The organism is Paraburkholderia sp. LEh10, from assembly GCF_017814945.1.
Lineage (GTDB): Bacteria > Pseudomonadota > Gammaproteobacteria > Burkholderiales > Burkholderiaceae > Paraburkholderia.
Map to the genome: position 1 here is coordinate 1 of NZ_JAGIPX010000049.1, position 25,380 is coordinate 25,380.

Here is a 25,380-nt window from a genome sequence, read left to right on the forward strand (position 1 = left end):
GAAGCCCGTCAGGCAGTCACCCTCAAAGAGGCCGCCTGAGTTGCAAAACCGTGTCCAGACAATCCGAGCCGGTACATCGGTTAGCGCTTTCGAGCACCGAACTGCTGCTCATCGAGTTCGTACTTGCGGCGCAAGGACTTCTCGCCCCCGACAACTGCGCGCAGCGTTGTCGAGGTCGAACGCATTTGATGGCGGCGCGAAGTGCGCGGTAAGGCCTTATTCGCTATCAGGTCTATCAGGTCTGGTTTTCAGCCGGAAAGGCGCAAGCAGTGCCTGGACGTCGACCGATTGGCCTTGCAGGATCAACAGGCGGGCATGCAGAACAGTGTTTTCGAGGAGGAGTTTGGCCGTGCTCAGCAAATACATCGCATGGACGTCATCGACGTTCAGGTCATTGCGGACGTGATGGTGGCGCTCAACGAGTGAACCGACTACAAGCCGACGCAGTTCCTTCTCGCCAAACGGCAGGTCGGCGTAATCGATAGGATCTGCAGACTCGATTTCCTGCAGCATGTCGACGAGATTTTCGGTGCTTACCTGCATGTTCGCTCCTTTGTAAGGCACAAGCAGCATAGGTATCGCGGCAGCCGGTTTCGACCCCGTGCAAGCAGTCTACCAGACCAGCGCACAGCCCGTCGGCGCGCTTTCGCGGGCGGCATCGGCGTGCATTATGGCGCCGCGCTCTGCCGTTTCAACCGCACACCCGCCAAACGAAAGCACGCTTGCCAAGGACTTAATGGCGTCCTCGCAATTGTCGCGACGAGAAGCCGTACTACGGAGACAGACGGCAGCGATTCTGTGCTAGCCAGCCGGGTTGCCGTGCGCGCAGTGCGCCCGATTGACTAGCAGACAGTAATGCGTCCCCATTTAAAAACCAAGAGTGACGGGGCTGTCCGTAACTTAACCGATCCGTACATATACTCGTCTAAGGAATGAGATTCGTCCCTGTTAAGATGAACTTAACCGCGCGTCGCTTCACGGACAACTTCGAAAGAGATGGATATGAGTTACCGACAAAACCCTCCAACGGTGGGGTTGAGCGCGACCTCGGTCCAGGCGGGTCGTTATCGTGCATTGTTGTCGGTTGAAAAACGATATAACGAAGCGGAACTTGTTCGACGGTGTGCTTATACACACACAAGCCGCTTCAAATATCGTAAACGCGTATGTCCCGCATCGGTTTTGCTGTGTTAAAAAAACGTCTCTGCGCTAGACAATGGCGACATTTTTTCAACTCAACGGGTTATCGAAACTATGGCCTCAGGTACTGTCAAGTGGTTTAACGATGCAAAGGGTTTTGGGTTCATCACGCCGGATGACGGCGGCGAAGACCTGTTCGCGCACTTCTCCGAAATTCAAGGCAAAGGTTTCAAGTCACTGCAGGAACAGCAACGTGTGACCTTCGACGTCAAGCAGGGACCGAAGGGTAAGCAGGCAGCAAATATTCAGCCGCAGTAATCCGTCGTCACGTTGTGCAACACAGACAAGAATTTTTTTGAAGCCATGCTTCGTGTCGTCATGACCAGGAAGCAGCGGGGCGTATGAATCGGACTTCCAGCGAAACGCGCGGACATCCATGCCGCCCTAAGGGAGTGCTCAACTGGCGCTGGCTGCAGATACGTTTATATGTATTGAGCTGTATGCATGCGCACTGTTGGGCACTCCCCGCCTGCCGCCCCAAACGTGATGATGCCACTTGAAGTTGTCAATTGACTGGTTAGCTTTGTTGGTCGCCCAGCTGCGACGACTATAAGACATACGACTATAAGACACTGCTGAGAGACTTCAAACGCGATGAATCAACGCGCACAAACCATCGAGCATCTCGAGCGTATCGGTGAGGACAGTAGCTTGAGACGCGCTCTTGCCGCACGTCTTGACACTGCCCTGAAGCGTGCTGGCGTCACCTCCGCCCGGGCCGCCAGGTGGCTCGATGTCAGCGAATGCGACGTGCAATTCTGGCGCCGTGGAATCACGGTGCCACCGCTAAACGCATTCAAACGGATTGCAGTCTTTCTCAACCTGGACGTCTACTGGCTTTGTACTGGACAAATACCGGCATAGCCGGTTTCATTTCAGTTCGTGCAGGGCTGCGACGGATGACAATCAGGTTGTATGAAGCTGGTCAGCGAGCTTACCCATCACAAAGTAGTACTGCTATCAAGATATAAAGAGGCCACAATTCATTGCATGGCGCGGCAAATAGAACTAACCGTTAACAACGAGGAGTCGAAGACATGGCGAAGCGAATTGCTTATGTAACTGGTGGCATGGGCGGAATCGGAACTGCAATCTGTCAGCGCCTGCATAAGGACGGGTTGACGGTGGTGGCAGGCTGCGGACCGAACTCCCCTCGTCGGGAACGGTGGCTGGCCGAGCAGTCGGCGCTGGGCTTTACGTTCATCGCATCGGAAGGCAATGTCGCAGACTGGGAGTCGACTGAGGTGGCCTTCGCGAAGGTGAAGAAAGAGGTAGGTGACATTGATGTACTGGTGAACAATGCGGGCATCACCCGGGACGGCGTGTTTCGCAAGATGTCGCGGGAGAACTGGAACGACGTCATTGCGACCAATCTGACCAGTTTGTTCAACGTGACCAAACAGGTCATTGAGGAAATGGTCAGCAAGGAGTGGGGCCGCATTATCAATATCTCGTCCGTCAACGGGCAGAAGGGGCAGTTTGGCCAGACCAACTACTCGACTGCCAAGGCGGGCATTCACGGCTTCACGATGTCGCTTGCCCAGGAGGTAGCGACAAAAGGCATCACGGTGAACACGGTTTCTCCAGGGTACATCGGGACCGATATGGTCCGTGCAGTGAAGCCCGAAATCCTGGACGCAATTGTTCAAAGCATTCCGGTTCGCCGTCTCGGCGAAGCCTCGGAGATTGCGTCGATTGTCTCGTGGCTCGCCAGCGACGAAGCAGCGTTCGCAACAGGAGCGGACTTCTCGTTGAACGGCGGCCTGTACATGAGCTAGGGGTCTCCGACGCTTGAACCACGGCGCGAAAGCTGCTGTCTCCAGCGCTCTCGAGGGAACGCTGGACGATGGTGGCGTCGCGCTTGAATCGACGTGTTGCACCGGACCTGGGTTGATAGCCTGGCGTCAGGCGAATCCCACGCATCACTCACGGAGAACAGCATGCGCGATGTGCCAAGCATCGAATCATCTACATTCATGGTAGGGCAGAGGACGCTGCGCATGCTTGCGCGCGATGACAAAAATCCCAGCGCCGCACTCGTGTATTGGTTAGGGACAGCAGAGCCGTCACGCGAAGCGAACTTCTTCTACGCGACACGAAAATTCGGCGTTTTGATGCAGCTCGTTCTTCCCGACGAGCGCCCCGGCGTGTTTGTGAATCGGAGCGCGGTTCATACCGTTAAGGATTGTGGTGCGGTGAAACGACTTGTTTTCAAGGACAAGTCGTCGCTCGACGTCCGATACAGCGGACCTTGCAGCGACCTGTGCGACCCGTGACTGTCCGTTGACAACGACGGGTCCGCATACTTCGTCGCACCGCGCGATGACGAGCACGGGACGACAGCGTCATTGCGAAGAAAAGCGCATACTGGCCAGGCATCCCTGTTGCCAGTATGGGATTCGTCTGACTCGACGCGGACATCCATCGTCGAACGGTCTACCTCGATAACGAGGAGGTGACTATGGACCTGGAAGAAGAGTTGGGCGAACTCTGCGTGGCCGACAAGCACATCGCCAGAGGGCTGGAACTCGTTGAGCAGCAGCGAAAAAGGGTGCGCGCGCTGGATGGAGTCGGGTACGACTCTGCGTCGGCGACCCGATTGCTGGTGGCGTTGCAAGCGTCGCTGGATGCAATGGCCGAACACCGTGCGGTCATCCAGGAAACCATTGCAATGATACGGTCGGGTCTTAGGTAATCAGCGATCTTGAGACCTATGAAGTCCAGCTGCAAAGGTTCCACGTCGAGTCAATATCGGATTGGTGAACAAGCCGGACCAGCATGAACGGCTGGTCCAGCTACTAGCTGATTTCACGAGCCCGTCGCGCGCAAGCCCGGGAACGCCGCAAGGACCTACGCCGCGGCGCGTCACGACGTCGAGCCAGGCTGAGGCCAGGGCCATCCCGTCTTGTCGTCGGGCGCATCCCACTCACCGATCGGCGCTGCCTCGACGGACGCTTCGGCCGGACTGGCGTCCATAGCAGCGGCAGTGCGCGGCGATTCGCCCGCAGTGCTCTTTTTCATCTTGGGCAGCCCAGTTCCAAACCACGCGACCTTCTCGTGCATGTAGGCGACATACGCCTTCCAGCCGTCAGGGTTACCTTCGAAGAGGTCGTGCTGAACGGTCGACGCAAGCGCGGTGCGGTTGAGTTCCACTTCGAGCAGTTCCTTTGGCCACAAAAACAAAGCGCTGGCCACGCGAGCGCCGAACTCCGCCGTCAGCATTCTCGGGGCAACCATTCGGAGGAACTGGAAGTCCCGCAACGATTCTTCTTGTTTAGCAAGTTGTGCAACGGGTATGTCGGGCTGGCCAATCCTGGATAAACAGTTGACGGCTTCGAGCATGTCCCCGAGGTGAAGCAGCAACTCCCTTCTATCGAATCGGTCGTCCATTGCGGTATCTCCCGTCCATTGTGTCCCAGTTCGATGATACTCGCCGTTCTCGCGGCGGCGTTAAGCGGCCTTTGACGACAGGAAAGCAGCGACGCGACAAACAGCTCTGGTGAGCGCGGTTTCCGTTACGGGAATCGGGAGTCTATGCTTGCCCTCGGCCCTTGGCGGCCATGCTGACCCGGCGCGCAAAGCAGTGCGGCGGCTTCATATGACATTTGGTGGCACTGCCTTTTCCCGTGCGCTTCCAGGATGCCGAGGGGCCTTTTCCGCCTGATGCACCTGGGCGGTTTCAGTCCCGGCGTTTCATGGATTTCTCATGAAGACAACCTCCAGCAAGGTCGCGGTATCAATCACGTGAAGCCCGTCGCCATCGTCTCACGTAGAGTCACCGCTCGCCGCCGCTATAGGCCGGCGATATGCTTTTTAGCCGCCCGGATTCAGTTCAGGGTGACCGTGGGAGTAGGGCGCTTCGTGCTTCAGTTCGTAGTGCGCGCCGACACCCGTTCGTGTTGGCGGAAAGCGGTCGCCCTCGACGCATGTGGCTTCGAATGTCCTGCCCTCGCTGTCGCCGCCTTCAAGGACGACGGAGTAGATGCCCGAGATTTTCACCGTTTCGCCGGGTTTGAAAGTGTCTGCCATGGTGCCTCCCTCCTGGTTGCGTCCCTCATTGCTCGGGCAAATCATCGTCAGTTTCGTCGCCGTCTTCCGACTCGATGCGGGTCGTTCCGCCCGTCGCCGGCGGGTCGCTGGCGGGAAACGTATCATCGACAGTCCTGTCGATTTCGTCTTCGGATTTCGTATTGGTCGGGTACTGTTCCTTGGGCTTTCTGGCCATTTGCGTCTCCAGTGGTCTCGTGAGCGATTCAATCGAAGCAAGGCGTATTCCGCACCCGCGGCGACACCGTGCGAAGCAAACGCGATGGCATGCATGATGGGAAGCCTCAAGCCAACCCGGCATCTCGCTCCTCCCGCTCACTATCAGTGCGGATAGTGCGGGCCTGACCTTAGCACCAGCATTTTTCCGCTTGGCTTCGTTCAATCGATCTCTGAGGTGATGAGCGCGCGGACTTGCTGCGTCATCGTGCGAGAACTCCCATCGGGTATGTACGTGCGGACCGAACGGAAGGCAGCAAGACGCAAGGGCAGAACATAAGAGCGGCGGTTTTATGAACGCTTCATCAGCGAAGTTTTCGCCGGCCAAGAGTCACCAACGCTTTCGCTCGCTCGATGGGAGTCAGCTGATCGCGGACCGCCATGCCGTATGGAACGAGCTGAAACCGGCTGGCGTGCATCACGCTGGCGGCAAGCACCCGGCCGGCCCCGATCCGAGGCCGGCCGGGCCCGAACGCGCGCTGTTCAGGCAAGGCCCTTGTTAGCGAACGCTGCCGCCAGCGCCTGCAAACCGTCCCGATAGATACCTTCGAAGAGTCTCGATGCTTCTTCGTCGCTCACACCGTTCGGCGTGAACTCGCCGGACCAGTCGACCTGCGATGCACGGCCGCCCTCGATCTCCCGCACCTCTATCGTCGAGCGGTAGCCCGTGACTGGAAACGGCGCCTCAATGATCGAATAGGTATAGCTGCGCGCGCGGTTATCGAACGCTTCCAGACGTTCGACGATCACTTCGCCGCTCGGATTGGCCAGGCGCCGCACGCGGCCGCCTTCACTCAATTCGCTGGATGGAATATAGGGTAGCCAGTCCGGCAGCGAGTTGAAGCCGCCGATCAATTGCCACACCACGTCGGGCGAAACGGGAATCCGGATGGTTGAACTGGCGCGGGTCATGATCGATCTCCTTATGCGTTGGTCGGCAGCGGTGCATTCGCGGCGACGAGACCCTGCTCGCGCAACTCGCGCCAGAAGTCTGCCGGAAGCACTTCCTTGACGGCGGCATGGTCTTCCGCGATGCGTTCGGGCCTGCTCGCGCCCGGAATCACCGCCGCGACGACCGGGTTGGCCAGCACGAATTGCAGCGCTGCGGCCTTGACGCTCACGTTGTGGCGCGCGGCGATGGCCTCGATACGACCGACCTTCGCGAGGATCTCGGGCGATGCCTTCTGGTATTCGAAGTTCGCGCCGCCTGCGAGCACGCCCGAACTGTACGGACCGCCCGCAACGATCTCCACGGCTTGCGCGGCAGCGGCCGGCATCAGTCGCTGCAACGCACGGTCGTGATCGAGCAGCGAATAGCGGCCTGCGAGCAGGAAACCGTCCGGCTTCGATTCGGAGAGATCGAGGAGCAGTTCGCAAGGCTCGACGCGGTTCACGCCAAGTCCCCATGCCTTGATGACGCCTTCATCGCGCAGACGGGTCAGTGTACGGAAGGCGCCCTTGCGTGCCGATTCGAACACCGAGAGCCATTCGTCGCCGTAAAAGTCCTGCGCGACGTCGTGAACCCACACGATATCCAGATGGTCGGTCTTCAGTCGCTGAAGACTGTCTTCGACCGAGCGCAGCGTTGCGTCGGCCGAATAATCGTTGACGATCTTGTTGGGACGGCCAAATGCAAACACGCCGCCTTTCTCGCCCAGATCGCGCGCGCCCGCATCCTCGATTTCGTCGAGAATCACGCGGCCCACTTTCGTGCTCAGCACGTATTCGTCGCGCTTATAGCCTGCGAGTGCTTCGCCCAGACGGATTTCGGAAAGGCCGGCGCCATACAACGGGGCGGTATCGAAATAACGCACGCCTTGGTCCCAGGCGGCCTTCACCGTCGCAAGCGCTTCGGCTTCCGGGATGTTGCGGAACATATTGCCCAGCGGCGCTGCGCCAAAGCCGAGCTGTGTGCCTGCGGGCAATTTATCCTTGATGCTCATCGACTTGCTCCTTTTGGTGAGTCGGTAGCGCAAGTCTAGGGTGGTGATTTAAGTCTGTCCAAGACATAATAAGATAAACTTGAGACCCCGGAGGTCTTATGCTGGACATTCGCCAGTTGCACTATTTCGTGGCGGTCGCCGAGGAAGAGCATGTCGGCCGGGCAGCCGAACGGCTGCATATTTCACAGTCGCCCCTGAGTCGCCAGATCGCGCAGCTCGAGGAAAATCTCGGCCTGACGCTGTTCGAGCGCTCGCAGCAGCGCATTCGTCTAACGATTGATGGGCGCACGTTTCTCGCCGAAACGCAGGCATTCCTTACGCACGCCAAGCGCCTCGAATCGCTCGCGCGGCGACTTGGGCGCGGCGACGAAGGCGGCCTTTGCATCGGATACCTGGAAAACGCGATGCACTCCGGCGTGCTGCCCAATGCGCTACGGCAACTCCGGTCGGACAAGCCCGATGTGCACATCGCCCTCTACAACTATCAGTCGGCCGACCAACTGACGGGCCTGCGTCAGCGCAGCCTTGACATCGCGCTCGTATGCGAGCCCCCGCCGTCCGACGACCCGGATCTCGAAGCAGCGCAGGTTCTGGATGATCCGATGTTGCTCGCGATTCCTGAAGGCCATCCGCTGGCCAACGCGGCGTCCTTCACGCCCGACGACCTGGCGGCGCAGAAGTGGATTGGCGTGATGCACACAGAAGGAGCGCTGCGGCACGACAACTTCGTTGCGGCATGTGCGAAGGCGGGCTTTACTCCCGATATCGCGATGGAGGCAACCGAGCCGCTGGCCGCACTGGGTCTTGTCGCAGCGGGTCTTGGCGTGACCATGATCCAGCAAAGCCTGCGACATCAGGCACCGGCTGGCGTCGTGCTACACGAGCTTTCGTGGTTCAGCTATCGCACGGCGCTGTGGGCCGCATGGCATAGGGTCAACCTGAGACCACTTGTAGAGCGTTTCCGCACCACGTTGCTGCGTTCCAGCGGCACGTTGCAGACGTGAGCAGGCAATCATGCGAGTGGGTCAGGAAAATGGCAAAGAACATTCCGCTGCACCCGAAGCATCCCGAGCGGATCTGCTGGACGTGTGATCGTTTTTGCCCGACTGACCCGGTGGCCTGAGGCAATGGATGGAGCCGGACCCAGCATGATGTTGAACCGTTGGCGATGACTGGTTACTGCAGCGGGTCGATTTTTTCACGTTCAGCAGGAGATAGAACGCGCAAACGATTGCGTCGGGCACATTCCTCCGGTGTTATCGAATGACGCCGGTGAAATCGCGCTAAATCCTTCCACCCCGGGCCTCCAAGGCTAAAGACGGTCGACGCGGGTGTCGATAACCAGTGACCACTATCGCTGTCAAAAAGAGCCCAGGATTTCTGAAGGGCAAGACGGCGACGACTAAGGCACCACCCGGGGAACGGAATGAAACAGCAAGGTTCGTCCTGGTCACGCACTGCCGTGCCGGGAGAAGTTATCTATTCGGAAGGATTCGCTGGAGAATCGGTCATCTACATCATCGCAGATGGCAAGGTAGAGATCTCGACACAGTGTGACGATAAAAAGGTCGTCGTCGCGACGCTCGGAAAAGGCGAATTCTTTGGCGAAACAGCGCTGATCGGTTCCGAGCCTAGGCCGAATACCGCCAAAGCCCTCACATTCTGTCAATTCACCGTGGTGCGGGCCAACGTGGTCGAGGAGGAACTCGAGCGCGTCTCACCGCTGCTTCGGCATATCGTTCGAACAACAATCCGTCGCATCAAAAAGAAGGACGATCTTCTCGCGACCTATACGCACGCGGATTTCATGCCGGGCGTGCTGTCATACGCACATGTGCTTGCGCTGATGGCGAACGGCGTCGAAAGTTCTGGCGAGCGCGGATGGCGGGGGCAACCCGAAGAGGTGTCGGTGCCGTTGCGCGAAGTTATCAAAAAGTGCCGCGCAATCGCCGGTCACTCGCGACTGCACGTGATGGTGATGCTCAAGCGCATGGAGAAGCTGAACCTGATCACAATGGAAGCGGGCCGTTCGGAGTTCATGGGCGCTTCCGCGACCCGGCACACATCCTCTGAGGATGCAACCGAGCGTCAAGTCGTCACATTCGATCCGCAACGTATTACCGAACGCGCGCAAAACGTCGCTGATCAGGATCTTGAAGTCGCCGTAGCGAGCGAGCTCGAGCTAATCGAACTCACGGACCTCGAGGCGTTGATCGGCGTTGAGAAGAAGATGATTCTCAACAAGCTTTCACGGGCCGAAATTGCCGAAGACGTCTTTGCTTTTCGCAAGACGAAGGTACTGAACTACGTCGAGGAAAAAGGGCTCACCTATTTTTCGCGCCCGGCACGTCGGCCACTGGGCGAAATCGCTTCGCTCGAAGATCTGGAATTCGTCGACCAGCGTTCGCTATTCGACGCCGTCAGTGCTTTCGATACCTACGATCTGGCAAAAATGCTCGCGTCGATGGCGGACCAGACCATTGTCGACCGGTTGCTGGGAGTGATGACGGAAGCGCGAAAAAAAGAAGTGTCGTGGGTCATGCGACGGGACATCCGTATCGATCCCGTCGAGGTCGGCGATATCGAACAGCGCTTCCTCGAGACGCTCAGGACGATCAGATCGTCTGCCACGGCAGCGGGGCCGCTGTCGCAACTGGGCGCGTAATCACGTCGCGCGGCAAACAGATGTCGGGGTGCCGAACCCAGCGCACGGACGCGGCTACCCCGACGACCTGAGGAACTCATGGACCTTCTCACTGTATTCGGAGCACTGCTGGGGCTCGCGGCTATTGGCGTCGGCTTCACGCTCGAAGGCGGCCACTTCACCGCGCTGCTGCAGCCGCAAGCGCTCGTTATCGTTCTGGGCGGCACGCTTGCCGCCGTGATGATCCAGAACACATGGGCGCGATTCTTCGATGGCGTCTTACAGATTCGACTCGCATTCGTGAAGGCCCGCCAGGTCGACAGGGAAAACTTGTCGCTGCTGCTGGAGTGGGGCGATCAGGCCAAGCTCAACGGGATGCTGGCGCTCGAGTCGATCGATACGAGGGGGCTCAACCCGTTCGCACAGAAAGGTCTGGAACTGCTTGCGAATGGTCTGCCGACCGCCGTCATTGAAGACGCGTTGCAACGCGAGCTGGATGCATACGAACGCAATCACATGGGTGCGGCGCGCATCTGGCAGCAGGCGGGCGGCTACGCGCCGACGTTCGGCATTCTTGGCGCAGTGCTGGGCCTGATCCAGGTGACCGGGCACATACTCGAACCCGCGCAACTGGGACAGGGGATTGCCGTCGCCTTCGTCGCGACGCTCTACGGTCTTGCCGTGGCAAACCTCATTTTTCTGCCTTTGCACGGCAAGATAAAGGCGCAGATCGACAGCGAATTGCGCTTTCGCAGATTGTATCTCGATGGCCTGCTGGCGATATCGCGCAAGGAGTCGCCGCAGATGATCGAGACGCGTCTTGCCGGGGACGTGCGCAGGCGGGCTGCAGAGCTGCTCGCGTAGCAAACGCAGCAGAACAACGCTCGACCATCTTCGCAACGCATTGTGAAAGAAGACCTTTTGTCGATGGACATCCATCATCGCTACCGGCGACAACCCGCCAAAACAGCCAGTCACTTGGGCGAAGAGGAAGCCGACGGCGACGCGAGTTCGGAACGCTGGCTGATTTCATACGCGGATCTGATCACGACACTGATGGTGTTCTTCCTGGCGCTTTACGTGCTGCAGCTCGCGAAGACCCGGGAAGTGGAAATGAAGGCTTTGGCGGCACGCGTCAGTCACGACAACGTGGGAAACACTAACCGCGTCGTTACCGTCGCCGCGGAGCGGGAGGCAGCCCGAAAAAGTCTGCTGACGCAACTCGAGACGTTGAAGGACAACAAACAGATCACGGTCAGGAGCGAAAATCAGGGTGTCGAAATCGGCATCGATGCACGCATACTTTTCAATCCTGGCGACGCTCGCCTGCTACCGCAATCGCTTGACGTGCTCGGGGACATAGCCATGGCACTGCGAAAACAGCCGGACAGCCATGTACTGGTTGAGGGGCATACGGACAGCATCCCGATCTCGAATGCCCGGTACGCGTCGAACTGGGAGCTATCGTCGGCGAGGGCGGGGGCAGTCGTGAGACTTTTCGTCGACAAGGGAATCTCGTCGCGCAGGCTTGCTGCCGTCGGCCGCGCCGATAACTATCCGCTCGTGATCGGCAATGATGCCGCGGCGCGGGCGATGAATCGTCGCGTGACAATACTGGTCCAGTACTGACTTGCTTTGGCCGGAATCGTCTGCCCGCGCTGCTGCTTCAGTGCAAGACGGTAGTCTATGTTCGACGGTCGACGCAGGCTCAGGTCCAGATGAATCCTGAGAGCCAACGTCGCCGATATGAACTCGTGAGTGATGCGACGCGCAACAACGAAGCCGGTTGCCGACCATACGGCGCTGGCCATTGCCCGCCGTCATCTGAAGGACGAGGCGATGCCGGCTGCGAGACGCGTGCCGCTTGCGCGGACCGTTCGCAGATGGATCGCGCCGTGCTGGCGTCACTTGCTGCGCGGGCCACCACCTGGCCTTTCGCGGCGCTGATGACGGGAATCAAGCCGAGGACCATGCCGCACCACTTGCCGCTGGCGGGCGAGTGGGCGGCTTCGTCCGGCGTCCGATTGTCATGGCCCGGGGAGGAACTGGATGTCTCCGTACCAGGCTCGCGCCGTGGTACCGGTATTGTCGGTATCGGTCAGCAGACCGTAGCCGGTGATCCGTCCTGGCGGTTCGTGAAAGACCTTTTCATAGTCTTGCACGATATTGCGACGCAGGCTTTGCCATTGGCCCGCGTCACCGGGCTGACCGGAGACGACGATCATCTGTACGCGGTTGGTATGGGGATTGGCAATGACACTGCCCGGTGCGGCCGCGGTCGACCAGATGTACATTAGCGTGGCATAGGGCAGGTCCTGGCCACCCAGGCGCTTTGCGACTTGCATGCTCGCCCGGTCGAAAAGCGACAGCTTGCTCTTGTCGCCGTCAAATGCGAACACCAGTCGCGCGGGCGCGTCTTCCTTCGTTCCGTCGCGGTTGTCGGCCCCCTCGATCGGCTTTTCTGCTTTCCAGCGCCATACCACAACGGGTGTTTGCGCCAGATCGATATTGCCTTCATGCATCAGGGCAGAAGCGGAACGGTTCGCGTCTGCCTGCAGGACAGTGGTATGGGCGTCATGCACGATCGTGTATTGCGTCATCGCCTTGCCGTTCACCACGGGCAGGTTCTTCCACGCCGCCGGCAACGGTGACCCGGGCTCGATCATGGAAAAGGCAATGCCCGGTTTTTCGTCCTGAGCGAGAAGGGCGGGCGGGGACAGAAGGAGGGCGATGCACACAGCAATCCGGACCGGCCTGACTGCTGGTTTGCACGCTCGGAAGATTAGTGGAAGATGCATGGCTCGTTGCCTTCGGCTCCTGGGCAGGATTTGTTGTAGCGGTCCGGCTGACGGTAGTCGGGCGGTTCCCTTTATGCACTAGCGGTTGACGCTCTGGATTTGAATGCCGCACCGCGAATCCGAATCAACCCGACACGACCTGTCTGGCCATGCGAGCCTCATGCAATTATGCCTTCAGGGAACGGCTCGTGTCTCCTGCCGGAAGAGCGCTCCGCAAAGGCGCGTCGACGACTTAGCTATTAAGCGCTTCGTGCACTACGATTGGCTCTGTGACTTCTGCACGTCACCCGCGTGAGTAAAAGGACGAAAAGGACGAAAAGGACGTACTTAAGCACTCTACAGGAGACACCAGATGAGTGAGCATCATGGGCGGTTCTGTCCTTGCTGTAGCGGCGCCGCGCAAAAGGCAATGAGTCGCCACACGTTTCTAAACATGATCGCCGGCACGGCCGCCGGACTCGCGATACCGTCAGCCTTCGCGGACGAACAGGCGGCTCCTTCGATTGCTTACGACTCGGTTGCCAATCCCGTTGTGTTGCCAAAAGATTTCTACTTCGGAGAATGTGCGGGTGTGGCACTCAGCTCACACGGCCACATCTTTGTGCTTTCGCGGGGCAACACGACAGGCCCGGGCTATGGCGCGGCTGCCGCGCAACTGTTGGCGTTCTCGCCCAACGGGCGCTTCATTCGCGTCAAAAATATGCGTCAAGTGGCCTTGCGGCACGTGCTACCATCAACCATTGCCAGCAATGCTTCAGGTTTCCCAGAGACGCGTGCGACTGCACTCGCCACAAAATAAAAGCTGGTCATCTCGGGGGTAGCACTGATGGACATCATATCGATCGTCGGCACGGTCGGCGTTCTCGCCATAGTTCTTTTGTCTGTTGTTGCGATTCTGGAAGTTCTCGTCGGTGTCACTCGACGATCACGGGCGAGCATGCGCCGGAAAAGCCATGCAAAACGGGAGCGAAAGCAAAGGCCGGGCAGGCGTTCTCAGAATGCGCCACTGCCCGGGGACACGGGACGAACCCTTTAGTTTGTCGCTAAGCGAATTCCCAGCCAGCAGGCCGCGGCGTTAATCGTCGTGCGCCCCTGCGCGCTTCTGGCGGGCAGTTCGCCAGTGCCCGCCATCCGGATCCGCGATGGCGGTTTCGAATCGGTCCAGGAACCCGACAGCGCCGGGATGCAAGTGAAGCGGCAGGGACTCTCCCCGGCGCACCGGCATCGCGCGTCCCGGAATATCGCGACCGGGATATCGTTCGCGTCATCAACGACCACGTCGCGAGTCTTCCTGGGAGGCAGCAACGCATGCAACTCGCCATTCTGACGTGTATCGGCAATGACACTCTTTCAGCATGCGCCGGCCCGCGCCCCGCCTCCAACAGATCGATGCTGCGCTTCGAGCGGCGCAACAGTTGTGCACGGGCTTAACCCTCAAGGCAAATGAGATTAAGGTTCATTGGTTTGCGCAAGCGTGACGCATCAAAAAAGTGCCCATCTTAAGGGCGTTGTGCGTGTTTGTGCCCACAACGCTACGCGGTTATTGACACCCGTGACGACAGGAGAGAGACGATGTGGAAAAGAGGGAAAGCGGTGTTGCTGGCGAGCTGTACGGCATTAGCGGCGCTTCTGAGCGCATCGGCAAATGCTTCGCAGGCACAGTTGTCCGATGGTGTGGTCAAGATCGGGGTTCTAACCGACATGTCGAGCATTTATTCGACGCTCGGCGGCCGCGGTGCCGTGCAAGCCGTCAAGATGGCGGCGGACGACTTCATGAAGGAGAACCCCGACATCAAGGTGGAAGTCGTCTATGCGGACCATCAGAGCAAAGCCGACATTGCAGCGAGTAAAGCGCGCGAATGGTTCGACCGTGACAACGTTGACATGGTTACTGATTTGACGAATTCGAGTGTCGCCTTTGCGGTTATCGACCTGGCCCGTCAACGAAACAAGATTGCCATTGCGACAGGACCGGCGAGCTCAGAGATCACCAATTCGAAGTGCACGCCCGTCAGCGTTCAATATGTGTATGACACGTACGCGCTAGGCCGTACGACCGCACGCGAGATGATGCGGCAAGGCGGCAAGACCTGGTACTTCGTCGCGGCCGATTACGCGTTCGGCAAAGCATTGGTCGGCGATGCGTCGAATGCGATCAAGTCCGAGGGCGGCAGCGTTCTCGGGACTGCGTGGGCCCCGATGCATACCGCCGACTTCTCGACTTACCTGATGCAGGCGCAGTCCTCGGGTGCCAAGGTGGTCGGATTGGCCAATGCGGGCGGCGATTTTGTCAATGCGATGAAAGCGGCTCAGCAATTCGGGCTCACGCGTACCGGCGGGCCCCAGATGGCGGGCTTGCTGGTCTTTCTTGCGGACGTGCATGCAATCGGGTTGCAAGCAGCGCAGGGCCTCGAATTCTCCACCGCGTTTTACTGGGATCGCGACGAGGAGACGCGCAAGTGGAGCAAACGGTTCCTTGAATCGGCGAAGCGTATGCCGGAGCAGACGGACGCGGGGGACTATTCGTCGACCTTGCATTATCTGAGGGCGGTAAAGGCCGCCGGAACCGACGAAACCGGCGTGGTCATGAAGAAAATGCGCGAATTGCCGGTCAACGACTTCTTTGCCAGCAACGGAAGAATTCGCGAGGATGGCCTCATGGTGCATGACATGTATCTCGTGGAGGTCAAGAAGCCTTCCGAGTCGAAATACCCATGGGATTACTACACCGTAAAGGCGGTCATACCGGGTGAGAAGGCGTTCAGGCCGTTGGCTGAAAGCGCATGTACGCTGGTCAAGAAATAGTGTTGCCCGGCCCTGATCAGACTCCACCGCGCATGAAATTCAGCAAGAGGTCTGAAGCTCATGCGCTTGCCGGAAGTTCTATCACTGCGTCTGCGCTTGCCAGAGAGAGCGCTGATGGCAGATGCCCATCGCTGCTCGCAAGCGGCGATTGCCTTCGGTGCTCAGTTGTCTCGCGTCGGGCACTGCGCGCGTCGTCGTCTGCATTTCTGCGATGACGCCGCTCATCGGTTGACGCCGGCGAGGGCAGTTGGGCTAGACGACCATGGCAGAAGATTCAACGGCCGGCAGCTTTTTCTTCAAACGCTCGATACGCGCGAGATGGTTGGCAACGACGGCCAACCGTGTCAACGCTGAGAGCCTTGCTTCCCAGTAGGTGGCCGGGAACTGGACGGCGGTGCTCATGTGCGAGACGAGCCGTTCGAGATGGCATAGTTCCCATTCGACGAGGTGCGTAGGGTTCATAGTTCTTTTGGCGGTTCTTTTGCAGAAACTCGCCTATCAAGTTGTCAGGTCAAGGGGCTGGCCGGTCACCTGGGGTGGCGACGCGTCCGACGTCGCGCCGAACACTGCATCAGTCGGCGAGGCGCGCACGCGGGTCGGCAAGAGCGACGTGCAACGCGCTCCGCTCAGTTGATCTTGAGACAGTTAGCTGTTGCACTTACTCGTGCCGGCCGCCGGCAAGCGACGATCTGTCGCCCGTAACCACCGTGTCCGTGACCTGAGCCAGCCGGCAGGTATCGAGCAATCGCTGTGCCTGATAACGCGCGCCGTGGCGCGTTTGTCTCTCACCGCTGCGACGAGTCGAACAGAGTGCTTTGGGGCCGTGGCACAGCGACTAAATCTGTGGGCGCATCATCAGCGCTTGCGCGGTACCCTCGCATTGACCAATGGATTGAAACCTGTCGAAAGTGCAGAACCGGACGAAGGCGCCGACGCGCCTTCGCGGACGGCCGCCGCGTTTCTACGCCGCTTCGGACGGCGTGCGGCGCCAAGTTGGCGGATCACGGCTTCGTCCTCGTCGGATCGTTCTTCCCGGTCCTTGCTGGTGTCATGCTTCGTCGACGCGTCGGCGGCTTTGGAGCGTGCATCGTCGCTCGCGTCGTCCGCCCCGAGATGCGCGATGATCCGTGCGAATTCACGCGCCGCATGATCCGGCGCGTGGCCCGGCATCATCGTCGTCACAACGATGTCGTGAAACGTACGGCCATCGACGGATTGAATGTCGGCTTCCGTGTCCCACTTCACCCTCGCGCCGATGAATGCCGACAGCACGCGCTCGAGGACCGCCGGCGACAACACGCCGCCATCATATAGCGACACGACCGCCCGTTCGGCGACGCGAAATAGCGACGAGGTCTCGCGCGCGGCCATTATGTGAAGCTCGCCCGATCATCATGCTGAGCGGAGCGCCGGACGCTTTCCTTTTCTTCAGGCGATGGCGTGGGCGCAAGCGGGTCCATGTCCGGCGGCAGGCCGGGAGCGGGACGGGGTTGCTGCCCGGGATCGTCGATTGGCTGATTGGCCGGATCGGCGACCGGGTCGATTGTCGGATCGGTTTGCATCGCGTTAATTTCCTTTCCAGGTGGATAAGAAGAACCTGCCAACGATCTATGTCGAGAATGCGGGTGCCAGGCAGCATCTCTACGCGATCGCCGCTGCGGAAGACGTGGTCCGTTCTTTGAAGCTGGTTCGACGTCTTCCTGGCGACGTTGCATAAGCTGCGGGTTGCGCCGGCACGAGCGTCGGAATGCTATTCCAGCTTCACGAATTGTCGTCTTGGGACGGTGGTTTCGTTTCGGACAAGTCGTCCTTGCGAACTTCGGCCTGGCGGACAGTCGTGCCGTCTTCGCCCGTCTCCGAGATGTCGGTCTCGAAGGTCTCGTCCTCGTTCGACTCGGCAGTGTCGCGATCAGCGGGCGCGCCTTGTCCCCCTTGCTGCTGTTTCTGGCCATTAGTCATCGTGTGCTCCGTATGTGAACCGCGCGAGACGCAGAGGAAATGCGGCGTGCCGTCTCGCGCTCAATCGCACTGCCGCATATCCGATCAAGCATTCGTAGTTCCTGCCAATGCGCGTGAGCGCCGACGACCCGTTAGCGGCTTCACCAGCCGGCGCAGCGATAGCGCGTGCACACTGGCTGTGAACGTGACGGAGCAAACTGCACAAGTAGCGATTTCTACGCAACGGCCTTGACGAATCGCGCGAGGAAAGTGCGCGTGGTCCCGTCGGGAAACAGCACGGCCACTTGTTCCGCCGTCGCAAACGACACCTGACCCGTGCCGTATTTGCGCACGCGTACCGGCTGGCCGCGCGCGAACCCGCGTTGCGCATCGAGCGTCTTGCGAGCGGTAGCCATCATCCGGCCCTGCGCTGTCGCCGGTTCTTTCAGGGGCTCGACATGCGGCGGATTCAGACAGTTGTCGCATGTGCCGCAGCGCTCCACTTCTTCGCCATAGCCGAAGTATTCGAGGATCGTGCGCCATCGGCATCGCCCCGTCTGCGCGTAGTCGACGATCTGTTCAAGCGCCGCGCGGTCGCGCTCTGCCAGTTCGCTATAGCGCTCGAGCGACGCAATGAGCGCATCTTCTTCGACGGTTTCGTCGCGCAACACATAGCGGCGCGCGCGGTTGCGGATCACGAGACGCGCGTCGAGCATGATCTTCAGCACGACCTGAAGCTTGTTGCGTCCGACGTCGCTGAGCAATTGTGCGAGATCGCCCGCGCTCACACCCGTGCTCGACGCGTCGCGAACTTGCCGCAGCGCGTTGTGCACGCGTCCGACGAGGTCGCGATCCGGGTAGCGTCCAAGCATCAGGAACTGCTGCACGCGCCTGTCGCTCAGATCGAACAGCAGCATGCAATCGGCGGGCTCGCCGTCGCGTCCGGCTCGTCCCGTTTCCTGGTAGTAGGCGTCGATGCTGCCCGGCATCTGGTAATGCACGACAAAGCGGATGTCGCCTTTGTCGATGCCCATGCCGAAAGCGTTGGTCGCGATCATCACGCGCGCATCGCCGCGCATGAAAGTGTCTTGCGCGTCACGACGCGCGCGTGCCGTGAGGCGTCCGTGATACAGCGCCGTCGTCACGTCCCATTCGCGGAGCGTTGTGGACAGCCGCTCGGCTTCGCGCACGGTCGCCGTATAAACGATGCCCGGCCCGTCGCGTTCGGTAAGCAGCGTTTGGATGGTCGCGAGCTTGGCCTGCGCGGATCGTGCCGAAGCGCGACCCTTGCCGTCCGCAACCGAGGTTTGCTTCACGCTGTAGTGCAGGTTTGGGCGATACACGCCTTTTTGCAGCACGCGCGGATCGCGCATGCCCAGTGTGCGCACGATATCGTCGACGACAGCCTCGGTCGCGGTCGCGGTGAGCGCGAGAATCGGCGGGCGACCGAGGCTTTCGACGGCATCGCCGATCTGCAGGAAGGCGGGCCGGAAATCATGGCCCCACTGCGACACACAATGCGCTTCATCGACAACCACGAGACGCACGCGCCAGTCTTCGTCGCGTCTGGCGTTGCGCTTTGCCGTTTGGGATTCGACACGCGTTCGCAGCGCATCGATCAGCATCGGCTTGCCCAGTTGCTCCGGCGTGACGAAGACGATCGCGCGCACTGCGGTGCCAATCTTTTCGAACGCCGTGCGTTCTTCGTCCGCTTTCAGCGTGCTGTTGATCTGGACGGCTTCGATACCCGCATCGAGCAATTTATCCAGTTGATCTTTCATCAACGCGATCAGTGGCGAAACAACGAGTGTCAGGCCGTCAAGATGAAGCGCGGGCAACTGATAGCAAAGCGATTTGCCGGCCCCCGTCGGCATGATCGCGAGCGTGTCGCGACCTTGCATCACGCTCTCGATGATCTCGCGCTGGCCGGGGCGCAGCGATTCGATCCCGAACACGTCGCGCAACGTTCGGCGCATGGCTCGCAGGCTCGCGGTGGAGGAAGCCGTCATTGGATGTTCCTTCTTGCGGATAGCGAACCAGCCGGCGTCAATGGCGCCGCTTCCACGCGAGCAGGCCGAGCGCGGCCGCGCCGAGCGTCGGCGTGGCCGTCCATCCGGGATGCAATGCGGCGCGCGTGTAGAGACTGCTTTCGTGCACGTAGCGCTTGCGCGGCGATCGTTCGAGCATTTCGCTGCGACGGGCGGCGTCCGTTCCCCGGGCAGCCCGATCCGTCGACTGCATGCGGATGCCGAGTCGTCCCATGAACGCGTCGAACAGGCGCGGAGCGAGACGCGCGAATGCGACATTGCCGCGCGCTGCGCCGCCGACATAGATCGCGCGCCGGGGCGACACGGCCGCGTGCAGGATCGCGTCGGCAACGACATCGGGTGCGTAAAGCGGCGCAGGCAACTTCGGTTCGACATCGAGGTGGTTGCGTGCATGCTCGACGAACAGCGTGTGGATGCCGGAAGGCTTGATGAGCGTGATAGACACGGGCGCGCGCTCGTCGATCAGTTCGAGGCGCAATGCATCGGTGAACCCTTTGACCGCATGCTTCGACGCGACATAGGCGCTTTGCAGCGGCACAGCGATATCGGAGACCTCGCTGCCGAGATTGATCAGCGCGCCGCCATTCTTGCGCAAATGGCCGATTGCCACCGTCGAGCCGCGTACGATGCCCCAAAAATTGGTGTCGAACAGATCCTGTTGCTCTTCGATAGGGACGTCGTCGAACCGTCCGTAAATCGAGCCGCCGGCATTGTTGACCCACGTGTCGAAGCCGCCGAAGCGCTCGATGGTCCGCTCTGCGGCTGCCTGCATCTGCGACGTATCGCGCACATCGGCGATCACGTAATCGACTTGCGCGCCCGAGGCGTTGAGGTTTTCGGTGATCGTCTTCAACGCCGTTTCGTCGCGCCCCAGCAGCATGACACGCGCGCCGGCGTGCGCCGCCGCGCGTGCAGTGGCTAGGCCAATACCGCTGGTCGCGCCTGTGATGACGATGACCTGCTCGTTCAACGGTTTCAGTTTGATGCGGTTCATGAAGATGTTCCTTGGATCGCAATGGAGAAAGGAGGAAGCGCGTTAGAACGGCGGTTCCCTACGGCTCGGGATTTTTCAGGTCGGCTTCGATCAAGAACACGCCATGCGCGGTGGCGGCGGCTCTCGCATCGTCGACTGTGGCGAAAGGACCGATGGGCGATGCGCCCTCAAATGGAAAGAGCTTGCGTCCATCGGTGGTGCGTACCAGTAAAAGCTCGCCAAAGAAGCAACCTGTCGCGAAGAACTTCGTCGTGACGTAGATTACGTAGTCATCCGCCGTGTCCGGGTGAGACTTTCCTGTCTGTTTGACGAGCAGTTTGCGGCGTACCATTTCACGCTCCCTCCAGCTCGTCGTTCGTGTTATGGATGCCCAGGAGCGGCCCCGGAATGAGCCATGCAACGATCGCAATCACGGCCACGCCGAACGCAACGGGCGAACCCGGCCAGCGCGTGACGGTCGAAGCGAATCTGTCGACTGCGCGCGTGACGGGATGTCGCGCGGCATAGGCGCGACTCGAAGTATCCGGCACGGATTCGAGGCGGTCGGCGGCATGTCGGTCTGAGCGCATGAAATCCTCATCGAGCGTCGTGCCCCTTCAAGGCGGGGCGCTTTTAAGGCGCTCAGCAAACGCTATGCCGAAGTGCGGTTGCGGACGTGCCCCTGACCAGCTTCTTCGCGTGCCATGCAGAAGGGGCGGACGCGCACGCGGTACGATGCATGCTCATCCAATGGCGACAGTTCTGCAGACAATGCGCTTGCCGTCCGAAGCACTGGATCGGGCTGTCAGGTGTCGTTCATAGGGTTGTTCATAGGCGTGGGAGGGGTCCCGCCCGGCGGCCCCTCTTCGTGGATCGAGCCGCCCGATGGCGTCACGGTTTCAGCACGACCTTGATGCAACCGTCTTCCTTGTCGCGAAACGTCTTGTACATAGACGGCCCGTTCTCGAGCGCCACCGTATGCGTGATCACGAATGACGGATCGATCTGGCCGTCCTGTATCCGGTGCAAGAGGTCGTCGGTCCAGCGGTTCACGTGTGTTTGGCCCATGCGCCACGTGAGTCCCTTGTTCATCGCAGCGCCGAAAGGAATCTTGTCGATCAGCCCGCCATAGACGCCCGGAACGGAAAGCACGCCTGCGGGCCGGCAGACGTAGATCATTTCGCGCAACACATGCGGACGATCCGTCTCCAGCATGACCGCCTGCTTGGCGCGGTCGTACATCGAATCGAACGAGCGGGTTACGTGGGACTCCATCCCGACCGCGTCGATGCACTTTTCGGGGCCCTTGCCGTAAGTGAGGCCTGCCAACCGGTCGAGCACGCTTTCTTCCTTGAAATTGATCGGGATCGCGCCGCTCGCGCGCGCCATCGCGAGACGTTCGGGAACCCAGTCGATTGCAATGACCTGGCGTGCGCCCAGCAGGACGACGCTACGGATCGCCATCTGACCGACGGGGCCGGCGCCCCAGATCGCTACTGTGTCGGTGGGTTCGATGTCGCATTGCACGGCAGCTTGCCAGCCGGTCGGAAAGATGTCGCCGAGAAACAGCACCTGCTCGTCGCTCAGGCCATCGGGAATCTTCACGTGCGTCTTGTCGGCAAATGGAACGCGGACGAATTCCGCTTGCCCGCCGGGATAGCCGCCCGTCAGATGTGTGTAGCCGAACAGGCCGGCCGTCGTATGGCCGAAGAGCTTGTCGGCCGCATCGCGGTTGCGGTTGGTCCGTTCGCAGACGGAGAAATTGCCGCGTTTGCACTGGTCGCACTCGCCGCAGATGATGGTGAACGGCACGACGATCCGGTCTCCCACCTTGAGCGCTGAATTCTCCTTGCCGACGTCGACCACTTCGCCCATGAACTCGTGTCCCATGATGTCACCGGATTCCATGCCGGGCATGAAGCCGTCGAACAGATGCAGGTCCGAGCCGCAGATGGCACAACTGGATACCTTGACGATTGCGTCGCGCGGATGTTCGATGATCGGATCGGGAACCGTATCGCACCGAATGTCTTTCTTGCCGTGCCATGTAAGAGCTCTCATGCGTTTCTCCTTAAGCGGGGATGGGAGCGAACCAATGTGCTGCGAAGCGTTCAGAGGTTGGTCGGGTTGCCGGGATCGGTCTTGCCTTTTTCAGCGTTTTCTCGCTGGTCTCCAAGGTCCTTGCGGTTATCGCCTTCAGTGATCTGCGCTTCGCCTTTGACCTTCTTCGCATCGTTGCCAGTAACCGAGCCGACGCCCTTGTTGAGGTATCCCTTAAGTTCCTCCTTGATGCCTTCGGTTTTGTCGTTAGCCATTCCTCTCTCCGCAATGCGGTGATGTAACGACGCGCCCGAGCGCCTGCATGCACGGGCGCCGCTTCGCGCCGGCATGCATACGCCATGCCGGACACGCACAGCCCTGAGCGACGACATCCGCGGCGCGCGGTGCACAGTCGGCCGGCGAATGGACGACGCAGCAGAACATTGAAAGAAATACGTCCTCCTTCCAATCATGCTGCGTCCGATACTCCGACATCATGGCCTGACGTAACGCTCGCGCGCAGGGGCAGCCTCACGCTCGGACGTAGAACCGCTCTTTTCGAACGGTGGCTGGTGACGAAAACCTGCGCCACCGGAGACGATTGCGATAATCGCGCCGACGACCAGTGCCGCGAACGAGTACCAACTGGCCCGCGCAACTCCGCGCGCCGCCGTGTCGGCCGTCTGTCTGGCCTGTTGCTCCGCTGCGGGGCTCGACGCTATAGCTGCTGCGGAGGCGGCGGCGCCCTGGATCTGCTCTTTGGCGGCGTTCAGTACCGCCGCGCCCGATCCTTCCTGACTGGTGGCCGTCGCGCCGACCTGCGCACCCGTGGCGGCGATGCTGCCAGCAGTACTCACGGTCCCGGCGAGTATGGATGTCATGCCATACGCGACAAACAGTGTCATGACGGCCCATGACAGGAGACCATGTAGCCATCCCAGGACGGGGGCACAGCGTCCGGCGAAGTAAGAGCCAACGAAAACTGCAAGCACCGTCGTGACGATCATCCATATGCCCGAGCCCAGGCCAAAGCCCTGCAATGGATGTGGTTTCGACAGCGGCGCCAGCAGGGATGCGCCGACGGCCGCACCAAGCACGCTAAGGACAAGATAGACGATCATCGACAGGATCACGCCCGCGATGACAGGACCCCATGACAGCCGGGGCAGGCCGTCTCGAGTGATGAGAAGTCTCATGGATATCTCCTTGGAGGAAGGTTGAGCAACGTACGATTCCCGCCGACCGGTGTCCGGGAGGCGAAATGATCGTGCAATCGGTATGCCGCGTACAGGCTGCGGCCGTTGGTGGTCAGTTTGTAAAAGGGTGCAATGTAGAGATGACGGACGCGCTAATGAGGACATCCGGGTTCAGCGCGCCTCTCGGGGAGCGACGCATCGGATGCCGCATGACGGCCGGGTGAGACTCGCAATTTGCCGGACAAAGACCGACGCAATAGGGCCGCGGCGCTTTCGCGCTCGCGGCGTACGCACTGCGAGTGATCACTGCGGCGGCTTTAGGCCGGCTTCGTGGAATCGGGCGACGCCTCCATACCAAGCTCGGCACCCGTTGCCGGATCGGTCGACGGATCGGACATTAGCCGCTGGCTCATCGCTTCGAGCGCGGTCTTTTGCGTGGCATTGAGCTTGACGGATGCGGTGCCGTCGCCACCGTCCGCCGTCAAGGGCGGATCCTCGATGAGCTGCAGCCCTGTGCCCTGATTCCACGGCCCCGGTACGGGCGGCTGCCCATGAGACATCTTGTAGTACGCGCTCGCGAACTCGGGAACGGGCGGCATCTTGCCCGGCGGGAAATTGCCTGTGATCGAGTACAGCGCTTTTTCGAAAGACTTCTGATGCGACACCTCGCGTGTCATCAGAAAACCGAGTGCGTCGCGCACGCCGGGGTCATCACTCACATTGATCAGCCGCTCGTAGATGATCTTTGCGCGCGCTTCGGCTGCGATATTCGAGCGCAGATCGGCGGTCGGCTCGCCGATGGTGTCGATATACGCCGCCGTCCACGGAACGCCCGCCGAATTCGTGAGCGGCGTGCCCGCGCCGTAGAGCACCTGCGTCACGTGACTATCGTTGCCGGCACCGTTGATCTTGCGATACAGCTCGGCCTGTGCATCGACCGCTTCGGCCAGCTCGCCCTTTGCGCCACGGTTGAGCATCGCCACGATCGAGCCGATGATTTCAAGGTGACTGAGTTCTTCCGTGGCAATGTCGTAAAGCATGTCCTTGCGGCCGGGATCTTCTTCGGTGACGGCTTGCGTAAAGTAGCGCATCGCCGCGGCTAGCTCGCCTTGCGGTCCGCCGAACTGTTCTAGCAGAAGGTTGGCCAGACCCGGGTTGGTATCGGTGACGCGGACCGTGTACTGCAGACGCTTGTTGTGAACGAACATCGTGACCTCCGTAAGGTTGGCTTAAGCCAACCGTCACTGCGCAATCGATGTTCCACTGAAGCGTTTGGGAAGCGTGTGGCGACTGCGGGGAGCGCGTCCGGGGGTGAGCGTTCCTGCGGCATTCAGTGATATCCGCAGCCGCGCACCTTCTTGCGAGATACCCAATACGACCAACGCACGTACATGAACATTGCGCCGATTATCAGGAACTCGTGCGAGCGTTGCGCCGATGCGGCATCCCGCAAGCGCGGTTCAGCGGCGCCGTCCAGCACGGCGATGAAGGCGCCGCCGTGCCATTGGGGGAACTCCGTCTCGATCACATCG

The 25,380-nt window shown here is 60.2% G+C and carries 30 protein-coding genes and 1 pseudogene; 11 read left to right on the plus strand and 20 right to left on the minus strand.

What is annotated here, in order from left to right; all coding sequences use genetic code 11:
* Positions 1-216 precede the first annotated feature (216 nt).
* Positions 217-543, minus strand: a complete 327-nt coding sequence (locus J8I87_RS31100; RefSeq protein WP_209935992.1) for a hypothetical protein — start codon at positions 541-543, stop codon at positions 217-219.
* Positions 544-1,254: 711 nt separating this feature from the next.
* Between J8I87_RS31100 and J8I87_RS31105 the strand changes: the two genes are divergently transcribed.
* The 4 genes from J8I87_RS31105 (at position 1,255) to J8I87_RS31120 (ending at position 3,895) form a co-directional block, all read left to right on the plus strand.
* On the plus strand, positions 1,255-1,458 hold the full coding sequence (locus tag J8I87_RS31105; RefSeq protein ID WP_209935994.1) for a cold-shock protein: 204 nt from the start codon (positions 1,255-1,257) through the stop codon (positions 1,456-1,458).
* A 779-nt stretch (positions 1,459-2,237) separates the two neighbouring features.
* Complete coding sequence (locus J8I87_RS31110) at positions 2,238-2,978, plus strand: 3-ketoacyl-ACP reductase (RefSeq protein ID WP_209935995.1); 741 nt, start codon at positions 2,238-2,240, stop codon at positions 2,976-2,978.
* Between the two features lie 162 nt (positions 2,979-3,140).
* Positions 3,141-3,476 (plus strand): hypothetical protein, encoded by a 336-nt coding sequence (locus J8I87_RS31115; RefSeq protein ID WP_209935996.1) that lies wholly within the window; start codon positions 3,141-3,143, stop codon positions 3,474-3,476.
* Positions 3,477-3,661: 185 nt separating this feature from the next.
* The gene (locus J8I87_RS31120) at positions 3,662-3,895 is read left to right on the plus strand and encodes a hypothetical protein (RefSeq protein ID WP_209935997.1); all 234 of its coding nucleotides are present in this window, start codon (positions 3,662-3,664) and stop codon (positions 3,893-3,895) included.
* A gap of 170 nt (positions 3,896-4,065) precedes the next feature.
* Here J8I87_RS31120 and J8I87_RS31125 read toward each other — a convergent pair whose 3' ends face one another.
* The 5 genes from J8I87_RS31125 to J8I87_RS31145 form a co-directional block, all read right to left on the minus strand.
* Complete coding sequence (locus J8I87_RS31125) at positions 4,066-4,590, minus strand: hypothetical protein (protein ID WP_209935998.1); 525 nt, start codon at positions 4,588-4,590, stop codon at positions 4,066-4,068.
* A gap of 423 nt (positions 4,591-5,013) precedes the next feature.
* Positions 5,014-5,229 carry a hypothetical protein gene (locus J8I87_RS31130; protein ID WP_209935999.1) on the minus strand — a complete coding sequence of 72 codons (216 nt, stop codon included), beginning with the start codon at positions 5,227-5,229 and terminating at the stop codon, positions 5,014-5,016.
* A gap of 25 nt (positions 5,230-5,254) precedes the next feature.
* Positions 5,255-5,425, minus strand: a complete 171-nt coding sequence (locus tag J8I87_RS31135; protein WP_209936001.1) for a hypothetical protein — start codon at positions 5,423-5,425, stop codon at positions 5,255-5,257.
* Positions 5,426-5,946: 521 nt separating this feature from the next.
* Complete coding sequence (locus J8I87_RS31140) at positions 5,947-6,375, minus strand: SRPBCC family protein (RefSeq protein ID WP_209936002.1); 429 nt, start codon at positions 6,373-6,375, stop codon at positions 5,947-5,949.
* An 11-nt stretch (positions 6,376-6,386) separates the two neighbouring features.
* Positions 6,387-7,406 (minus strand): aldo/keto reductase, encoded by a 1,020-nt coding sequence (locus J8I87_RS31145; RefSeq protein WP_209936003.1) that lies wholly within the window; start codon positions 7,404-7,406, stop codon positions 6,387-6,389.
* Between the two features lie 98 nt (positions 7,407-7,504).
* Between J8I87_RS31145 and J8I87_RS31150 the strand changes: the two genes are divergently transcribed.
* The 5 genes and pseudogenes from J8I87_RS31150 (at position 7,505) to J8I87_RS31170 (ending at position 11,679) form a co-directional block, all read left to right on the plus strand.
* Positions 7,505-8,410 carry a LysR family transcriptional regulator gene (locus J8I87_RS31150; protein ID WP_209936004.1) on the plus strand — a complete coding sequence of 302 codons (906 nt, stop codon included), beginning with the start codon at positions 7,505-7,507 and terminating at the stop codon, positions 8,408-8,410.
* Between the two features lie 29 nt (positions 8,411-8,439).
* A pseudogene (locus tag J8I87_RS31155) lies at positions 8,440-8,526 on the plus strand (DUF3079 domain-containing protein); the annotation flags it as partial.
* Positions 8,527-8,832: 306 nt separating this feature from the next.
* Entirely contained in the window at positions 8,833-10,071 is a 1,239-nt protein-coding gene (locus tag J8I87_RS31160) for a Crp/Fnr family transcriptional regulator (RefSeq protein WP_209936006.1), read from the plus strand.
* Between the two features lie 78 nt (positions 10,072-10,149).
* Positions 10,150-10,914 carry a flagellar motor protein gene (locus J8I87_RS31165; protein WP_209936007.1) on the plus strand — a complete coding sequence of 255 codons (765 nt, stop codon included), beginning with the start codon at positions 10,150-10,152 and terminating at the stop codon, positions 10,912-10,914.
* A gap of 63 nt (positions 10,915-10,977) precedes the next feature.
* Complete coding sequence (locus J8I87_RS31170) at positions 10,978-11,679, plus strand: flagellar motor protein MotB (protein ID WP_209936008.1); 702 nt, start codon at positions 10,978-10,980, stop codon at positions 11,677-11,679.
* Positions 11,680-12,077: 398 nt separating this feature from the next.
* Here the strand turns inward: J8I87_RS31170 and J8I87_RS31175 are convergent, their stop codons facing one another.
* Positions 12,078-12,848 (minus strand): DUF3047 domain-containing protein, encoded by a 771-nt coding sequence (locus J8I87_RS31175; RefSeq protein ID WP_209936009.1) that lies wholly within the window; start codon positions 12,846-12,848, stop codon positions 12,078-12,080.
* Between the two features lie 352 nt (positions 12,849-13,200).
* On the opposite strand from J8I87_RS31175, the gene J8I87_RS31180 reads away from it, so the two are divergent.
* Together J8I87_RS31180 and J8I87_RS31185 are read left to right on the plus strand one after the other, a co-directional pair.
* A complete protein-coding gene (locus tag J8I87_RS31180) occupies positions 13,201-13,647 on the plus strand; it encodes a hypothetical protein (protein ID WP_209936010.1) in 447 nt (148 codons plus the stop codon).
* A gap of 773 nt (positions 13,648-14,420) precedes the next feature.
* Entirely contained in the window at positions 14,421-15,653 is a 1,233-nt protein-coding gene (locus tag J8I87_RS31185; RefSeq protein WP_209936011.1) for an ABC transporter substrate-binding protein, read from the plus strand.
* A 252-nt stretch (positions 15,654-15,905) separates the two neighbouring features.
* Here the strand turns inward: J8I87_RS31185 and J8I87_RS31190 are convergent, their stop codons facing one another.
* The 13 genes from J8I87_RS31190 to J8I87_RS46405 all read right to left on the minus strand — a co-directional run bounded on the left by J8I87_RS31190 (position 15,906) and on the right by J8I87_RS46405 (position 25,376).
* A complete protein-coding gene (locus tag J8I87_RS31190; RefSeq protein WP_209936012.1) occupies positions 15,906-16,115 on the minus strand; it encodes a hypothetical protein in 210 nt (69 codons plus the stop codon).
* A gap of 393 nt (positions 16,116-16,508) precedes the next feature.
* The gene (locus tag J8I87_RS31195; RefSeq protein ID WP_209936013.1) at positions 16,509-17,024 is read right to left on the minus strand and encodes a hypothetical protein; all 516 of its coding nucleotides are present in this window, start codon (positions 17,022-17,024) and stop codon (positions 16,509-16,511) included.
* Positions 17,024-17,215, minus strand: coding sequence for a hypothetical protein (locus tag J8I87_RS31200; RefSeq protein WP_209936014.1), 192 nt, complete (start codon positions 17,213-17,215; stop codon positions 17,024-17,026). The genes J8I87_RS31195 and J8I87_RS31200 overlap by 1 nt, the downstream gene beginning before the upstream one ends.
* A gap of 199 nt (positions 17,216-17,414) precedes the next feature.
* Positions 17,415-17,612: a hypothetical protein gene (locus J8I87_RS31205; RefSeq protein WP_209936015.1), complete on the minus strand. Its 198-nt coding sequence runs from the start codon at positions 17,610-17,612 to the stop codon at positions 17,415-17,417.
* Between the two features lie 215 nt (positions 17,613-17,827).
* A complete protein-coding gene (locus tag J8I87_RS31210; protein ID WP_209936016.1) occupies positions 17,828-19,600 on the minus strand; it encodes an ATP-dependent DNA helicase RecQ in 1,773 nt (590 codons plus the stop codon).
* 37 nt (positions 19,601-19,637) lie between these two features.
* Positions 19,638-20,633, minus strand: coding sequence for an SDR family oxidoreductase (locus J8I87_RS31215; protein ID WP_209936017.1), 996 nt, complete (start codon positions 20,631-20,633; stop codon positions 19,638-19,640).
* 58 nt (positions 20,634-20,691) lie between these two features.
* On the minus strand, positions 20,692-20,964 hold the full coding sequence (locus tag J8I87_RS31220; protein ID WP_209936018.1) for a DUF6723 family protein: 273 nt from the start codon (positions 20,962-20,964) through the stop codon (positions 20,692-20,694).
* A gap of 1 nt (position 20,965) precedes the next feature.
* Positions 20,966-21,202: a low affinity iron permease family protein gene (locus J8I87_RS31225; RefSeq protein ID WP_280923115.1), complete on the minus strand. Its 237-nt coding sequence runs from the start codon at positions 21,200-21,202 to the stop codon at positions 20,966-20,968.
* 301 nt (positions 21,203-21,503) lie between these two features.
* Positions 21,504-22,673: a zinc-dependent alcohol dehydrogenase gene (locus J8I87_RS31230; RefSeq protein ID WP_209936019.1), complete on the minus strand. Its 1,170-nt coding sequence runs from the start codon at positions 22,671-22,673 to the stop codon at positions 21,504-21,506.
* Between the two features lie 50 nt (positions 22,674-22,723).
* Positions 22,724-22,927 carry a CsbD family protein gene (locus J8I87_RS31235; protein ID WP_209936021.1) on the minus strand — a complete coding sequence of 68 codons (204 nt, stop codon included), beginning with the start codon at positions 22,925-22,927 and terminating at the stop codon, positions 22,724-22,726.
* 219 nt (positions 22,928-23,146) lie between these two features.
* Complete coding sequence (locus J8I87_RS31240; protein WP_209936022.1) at positions 23,147-23,848, minus strand: hypothetical protein; 702 nt, start codon at positions 23,846-23,848, stop codon at positions 23,147-23,149.
* A 317-nt stretch (positions 23,849-24,165) separates the two neighbouring features.
* The gene (locus J8I87_RS31245; protein ID WP_209936023.1) at positions 24,166-25,056 is read right to left on the minus strand and encodes a manganese catalase family protein; all 891 of its coding nucleotides are present in this window, start codon (positions 25,054-25,056) and stop codon (positions 24,166-24,168) included.
* A gap of 122 nt (positions 25,057-25,178) precedes the next feature.
* Positions 25,179-25,376, minus strand: coding sequence for a hypothetical protein (locus J8I87_RS46405; protein WP_409518845.1), 198 nt, complete (start codon positions 25,374-25,376; stop codon positions 25,179-25,181).
* Between the last annotated feature and the right edge of the window lie 4 nt (positions 25,377-25,380).

Excerpts from the sequence above, each read along its gene's own strand:
- J8I87_RS31100 (WP_209935992.1), bottom strand. The coding sequence starts at position 543 with ATGCAGGTAAGCACCGAAAATCTCGTCGACATGCTGCAGGAAATCGAG.
- J8I87_RS31105 (WP_209935994.1), top strand. The coding sequence starts at position 1,255 with ATGGCCTCAGGTACTGTCAAGTGGTTTAACGATGCAAAGGGTTTTGGG.
- J8I87_RS31110 (WP_209935995.1), top strand. The coding sequence starts at position 2,238 with ATGGCGAAGCGAATTGCTTATGTAACTGGTGGCATGGGCGGAATCGGA.
- J8I87_RS31115 (WP_209935996.1), top strand. The coding sequence starts at position 3,141 with ATGCGCGATGTGCCAAGCATCGAATCATCTACATTCATGGTAGGGCAG.
- J8I87_RS31120 (WP_209935997.1), top strand. The coding sequence starts at position 3,662 with ATGGACCTGGAAGAAGAGTTGGGCGAACTCTGCGTGGCCGACAAGCAC.
- J8I87_RS31125 (WP_209935998.1), bottom strand. The coding sequence starts at position 4,590 with ATGGACGACCGATTCGATAGAAGGGAGTTGCTGCTTCACCTCGGGGAC.
- J8I87_RS31130 (WP_209935999.1), bottom strand. The coding sequence starts at position 5,229 with ATGGCAGACACTTTCAAACCCGGCGAAACGGTGAAAATCTCGGGCATC.
- J8I87_RS31135 (WP_209936001.1), bottom strand. The coding sequence starts at position 5,425 with ATGGCCAGAAAGCCCAAGGAACAGTACCCGACCAATACGAAATCCGAA.
- J8I87_RS31140 (WP_209936002.1), bottom strand. The coding sequence starts at position 6,375 with ATGACCCGCGCCAGTTCAACCATCCGGATTCCCGTTTCGCCCGACGTG.
- J8I87_RS31145 (WP_209936003.1), bottom strand. The coding sequence starts at position 7,406 with ATGAGCATCAAGGATAAATTGCCCGCAGGCACACAGCTCGGCTTTGGC.
- J8I87_RS31150 (WP_209936004.1), top strand. The coding sequence starts at position 7,505 with ATGCTGGACATTCGCCAGTTGCACTATTTCGTGGCGGTCGCCGAGGAA.
- J8I87_RS31160 (WP_209936006.1), top strand. The coding sequence starts at position 8,833 with ATGAAACAGCAAGGTTCGTCCTGGTCACGCACTGCCGTGCCGGGAGAA.
- J8I87_RS31165 (WP_209936007.1), top strand. The coding sequence starts at position 10,150 with ATGGACCTTCTCACTGTATTCGGAGCACTGCTGGGGCTCGCGGCTATT.
- J8I87_RS31170 (WP_209936008.1), top strand. The coding sequence starts at position 10,978 with ATGGACATCCATCATCGCTACCGGCGACAACCCGCCAAAACAGCCAGT.
- J8I87_RS31175 (WP_209936009.1), bottom strand. The coding sequence starts at position 12,848 with ATGCATCTTCCACTAATCTTCCGAGCGTGCAAACCAGCAGTCAGGCCG.
- J8I87_RS31180 (WP_209936010.1), top strand. The coding sequence starts at position 13,201 with ATGAGTGAGCATCATGGGCGGTTCTGTCCTTGCTGTAGCGGCGCCGCG.
- J8I87_RS31185 (WP_209936011.1), top strand. The coding sequence starts at position 14,421 with ATGTGGAAAAGAGGGAAAGCGGTGTTGCTGGCGAGCTGTACGGCATTA.
- J8I87_RS31190 (WP_209936012.1), bottom strand. The coding sequence starts at position 16,115 with ATGAACCCTACGCACCTCGTCGAATGGGAACTATGCCATCTCGAACGG.
- J8I87_RS31195 (WP_209936013.1), bottom strand. The coding sequence starts at position 17,024 with ATGGCCGCGCGCGAGACCTCGTCGCTATTTCGCGTCGCCGAACGGGCG.
- J8I87_RS31200 (WP_209936014.1), bottom strand. The coding sequence starts at position 17,215 with ATGCAAACCGATCCGACAATCGACCCGGTCGCCGATCCGGCCAATCAG.
- J8I87_RS31205 (WP_209936015.1), bottom strand. The coding sequence starts at position 17,612 with ATGACTAATGGCCAGAAACAGCAGCAAGGGGGACAAGGCGCGCCCGCT.
- J8I87_RS31210 (WP_209936016.1), bottom strand. The coding sequence starts at position 19,600 with ATGACGGCTTCCTCCACCGCGAGCCTGCGAGCCATGCGCCGAACGTTG.
- J8I87_RS31215 (WP_209936017.1), bottom strand. The coding sequence starts at position 20,633 with ATGAACCGCATCAAACTGAAACCGTTGAACGAGCAGGTCATCGTCATC.
- J8I87_RS31220 (WP_209936018.1), bottom strand. The coding sequence starts at position 20,964 with ATGGTACGCCGCAAACTGCTCGTCAAACAGACAGGAAAGTCTCACCCG.
- J8I87_RS31225 (WP_280923115.1), bottom strand. The coding sequence starts at position 21,202 with ATGCGCTCAGACCGACATGCCGCCGACCGCCTCGAATCCGTGCCGGAT.
- J8I87_RS31230 (WP_209936019.1), bottom strand. The coding sequence starts at position 22,673 with ATGAGAGCTCTTACATGGCACGGCAAGAAAGACATTCGGTGCGATACG.
- J8I87_RS31235 (WP_209936021.1), bottom strand. The coding sequence starts at position 22,927 with ATGGCTAACGACAAAACCGAAGGCATCAAGGAGGAACTTAAGGGATAC.
- J8I87_RS31240 (WP_209936022.1), bottom strand. The coding sequence starts at position 23,848 with ATGAGACTTCTCATCACTCGAGACGGCCTGCCCCGGCTGTCATGGGGT.
- J8I87_RS31245 (WP_209936023.1), bottom strand. The coding sequence starts at position 25,056 with ATGTTCGTTCACAACAAGCGTCTGCAGTACACGGTCCGCGTCACCGAT.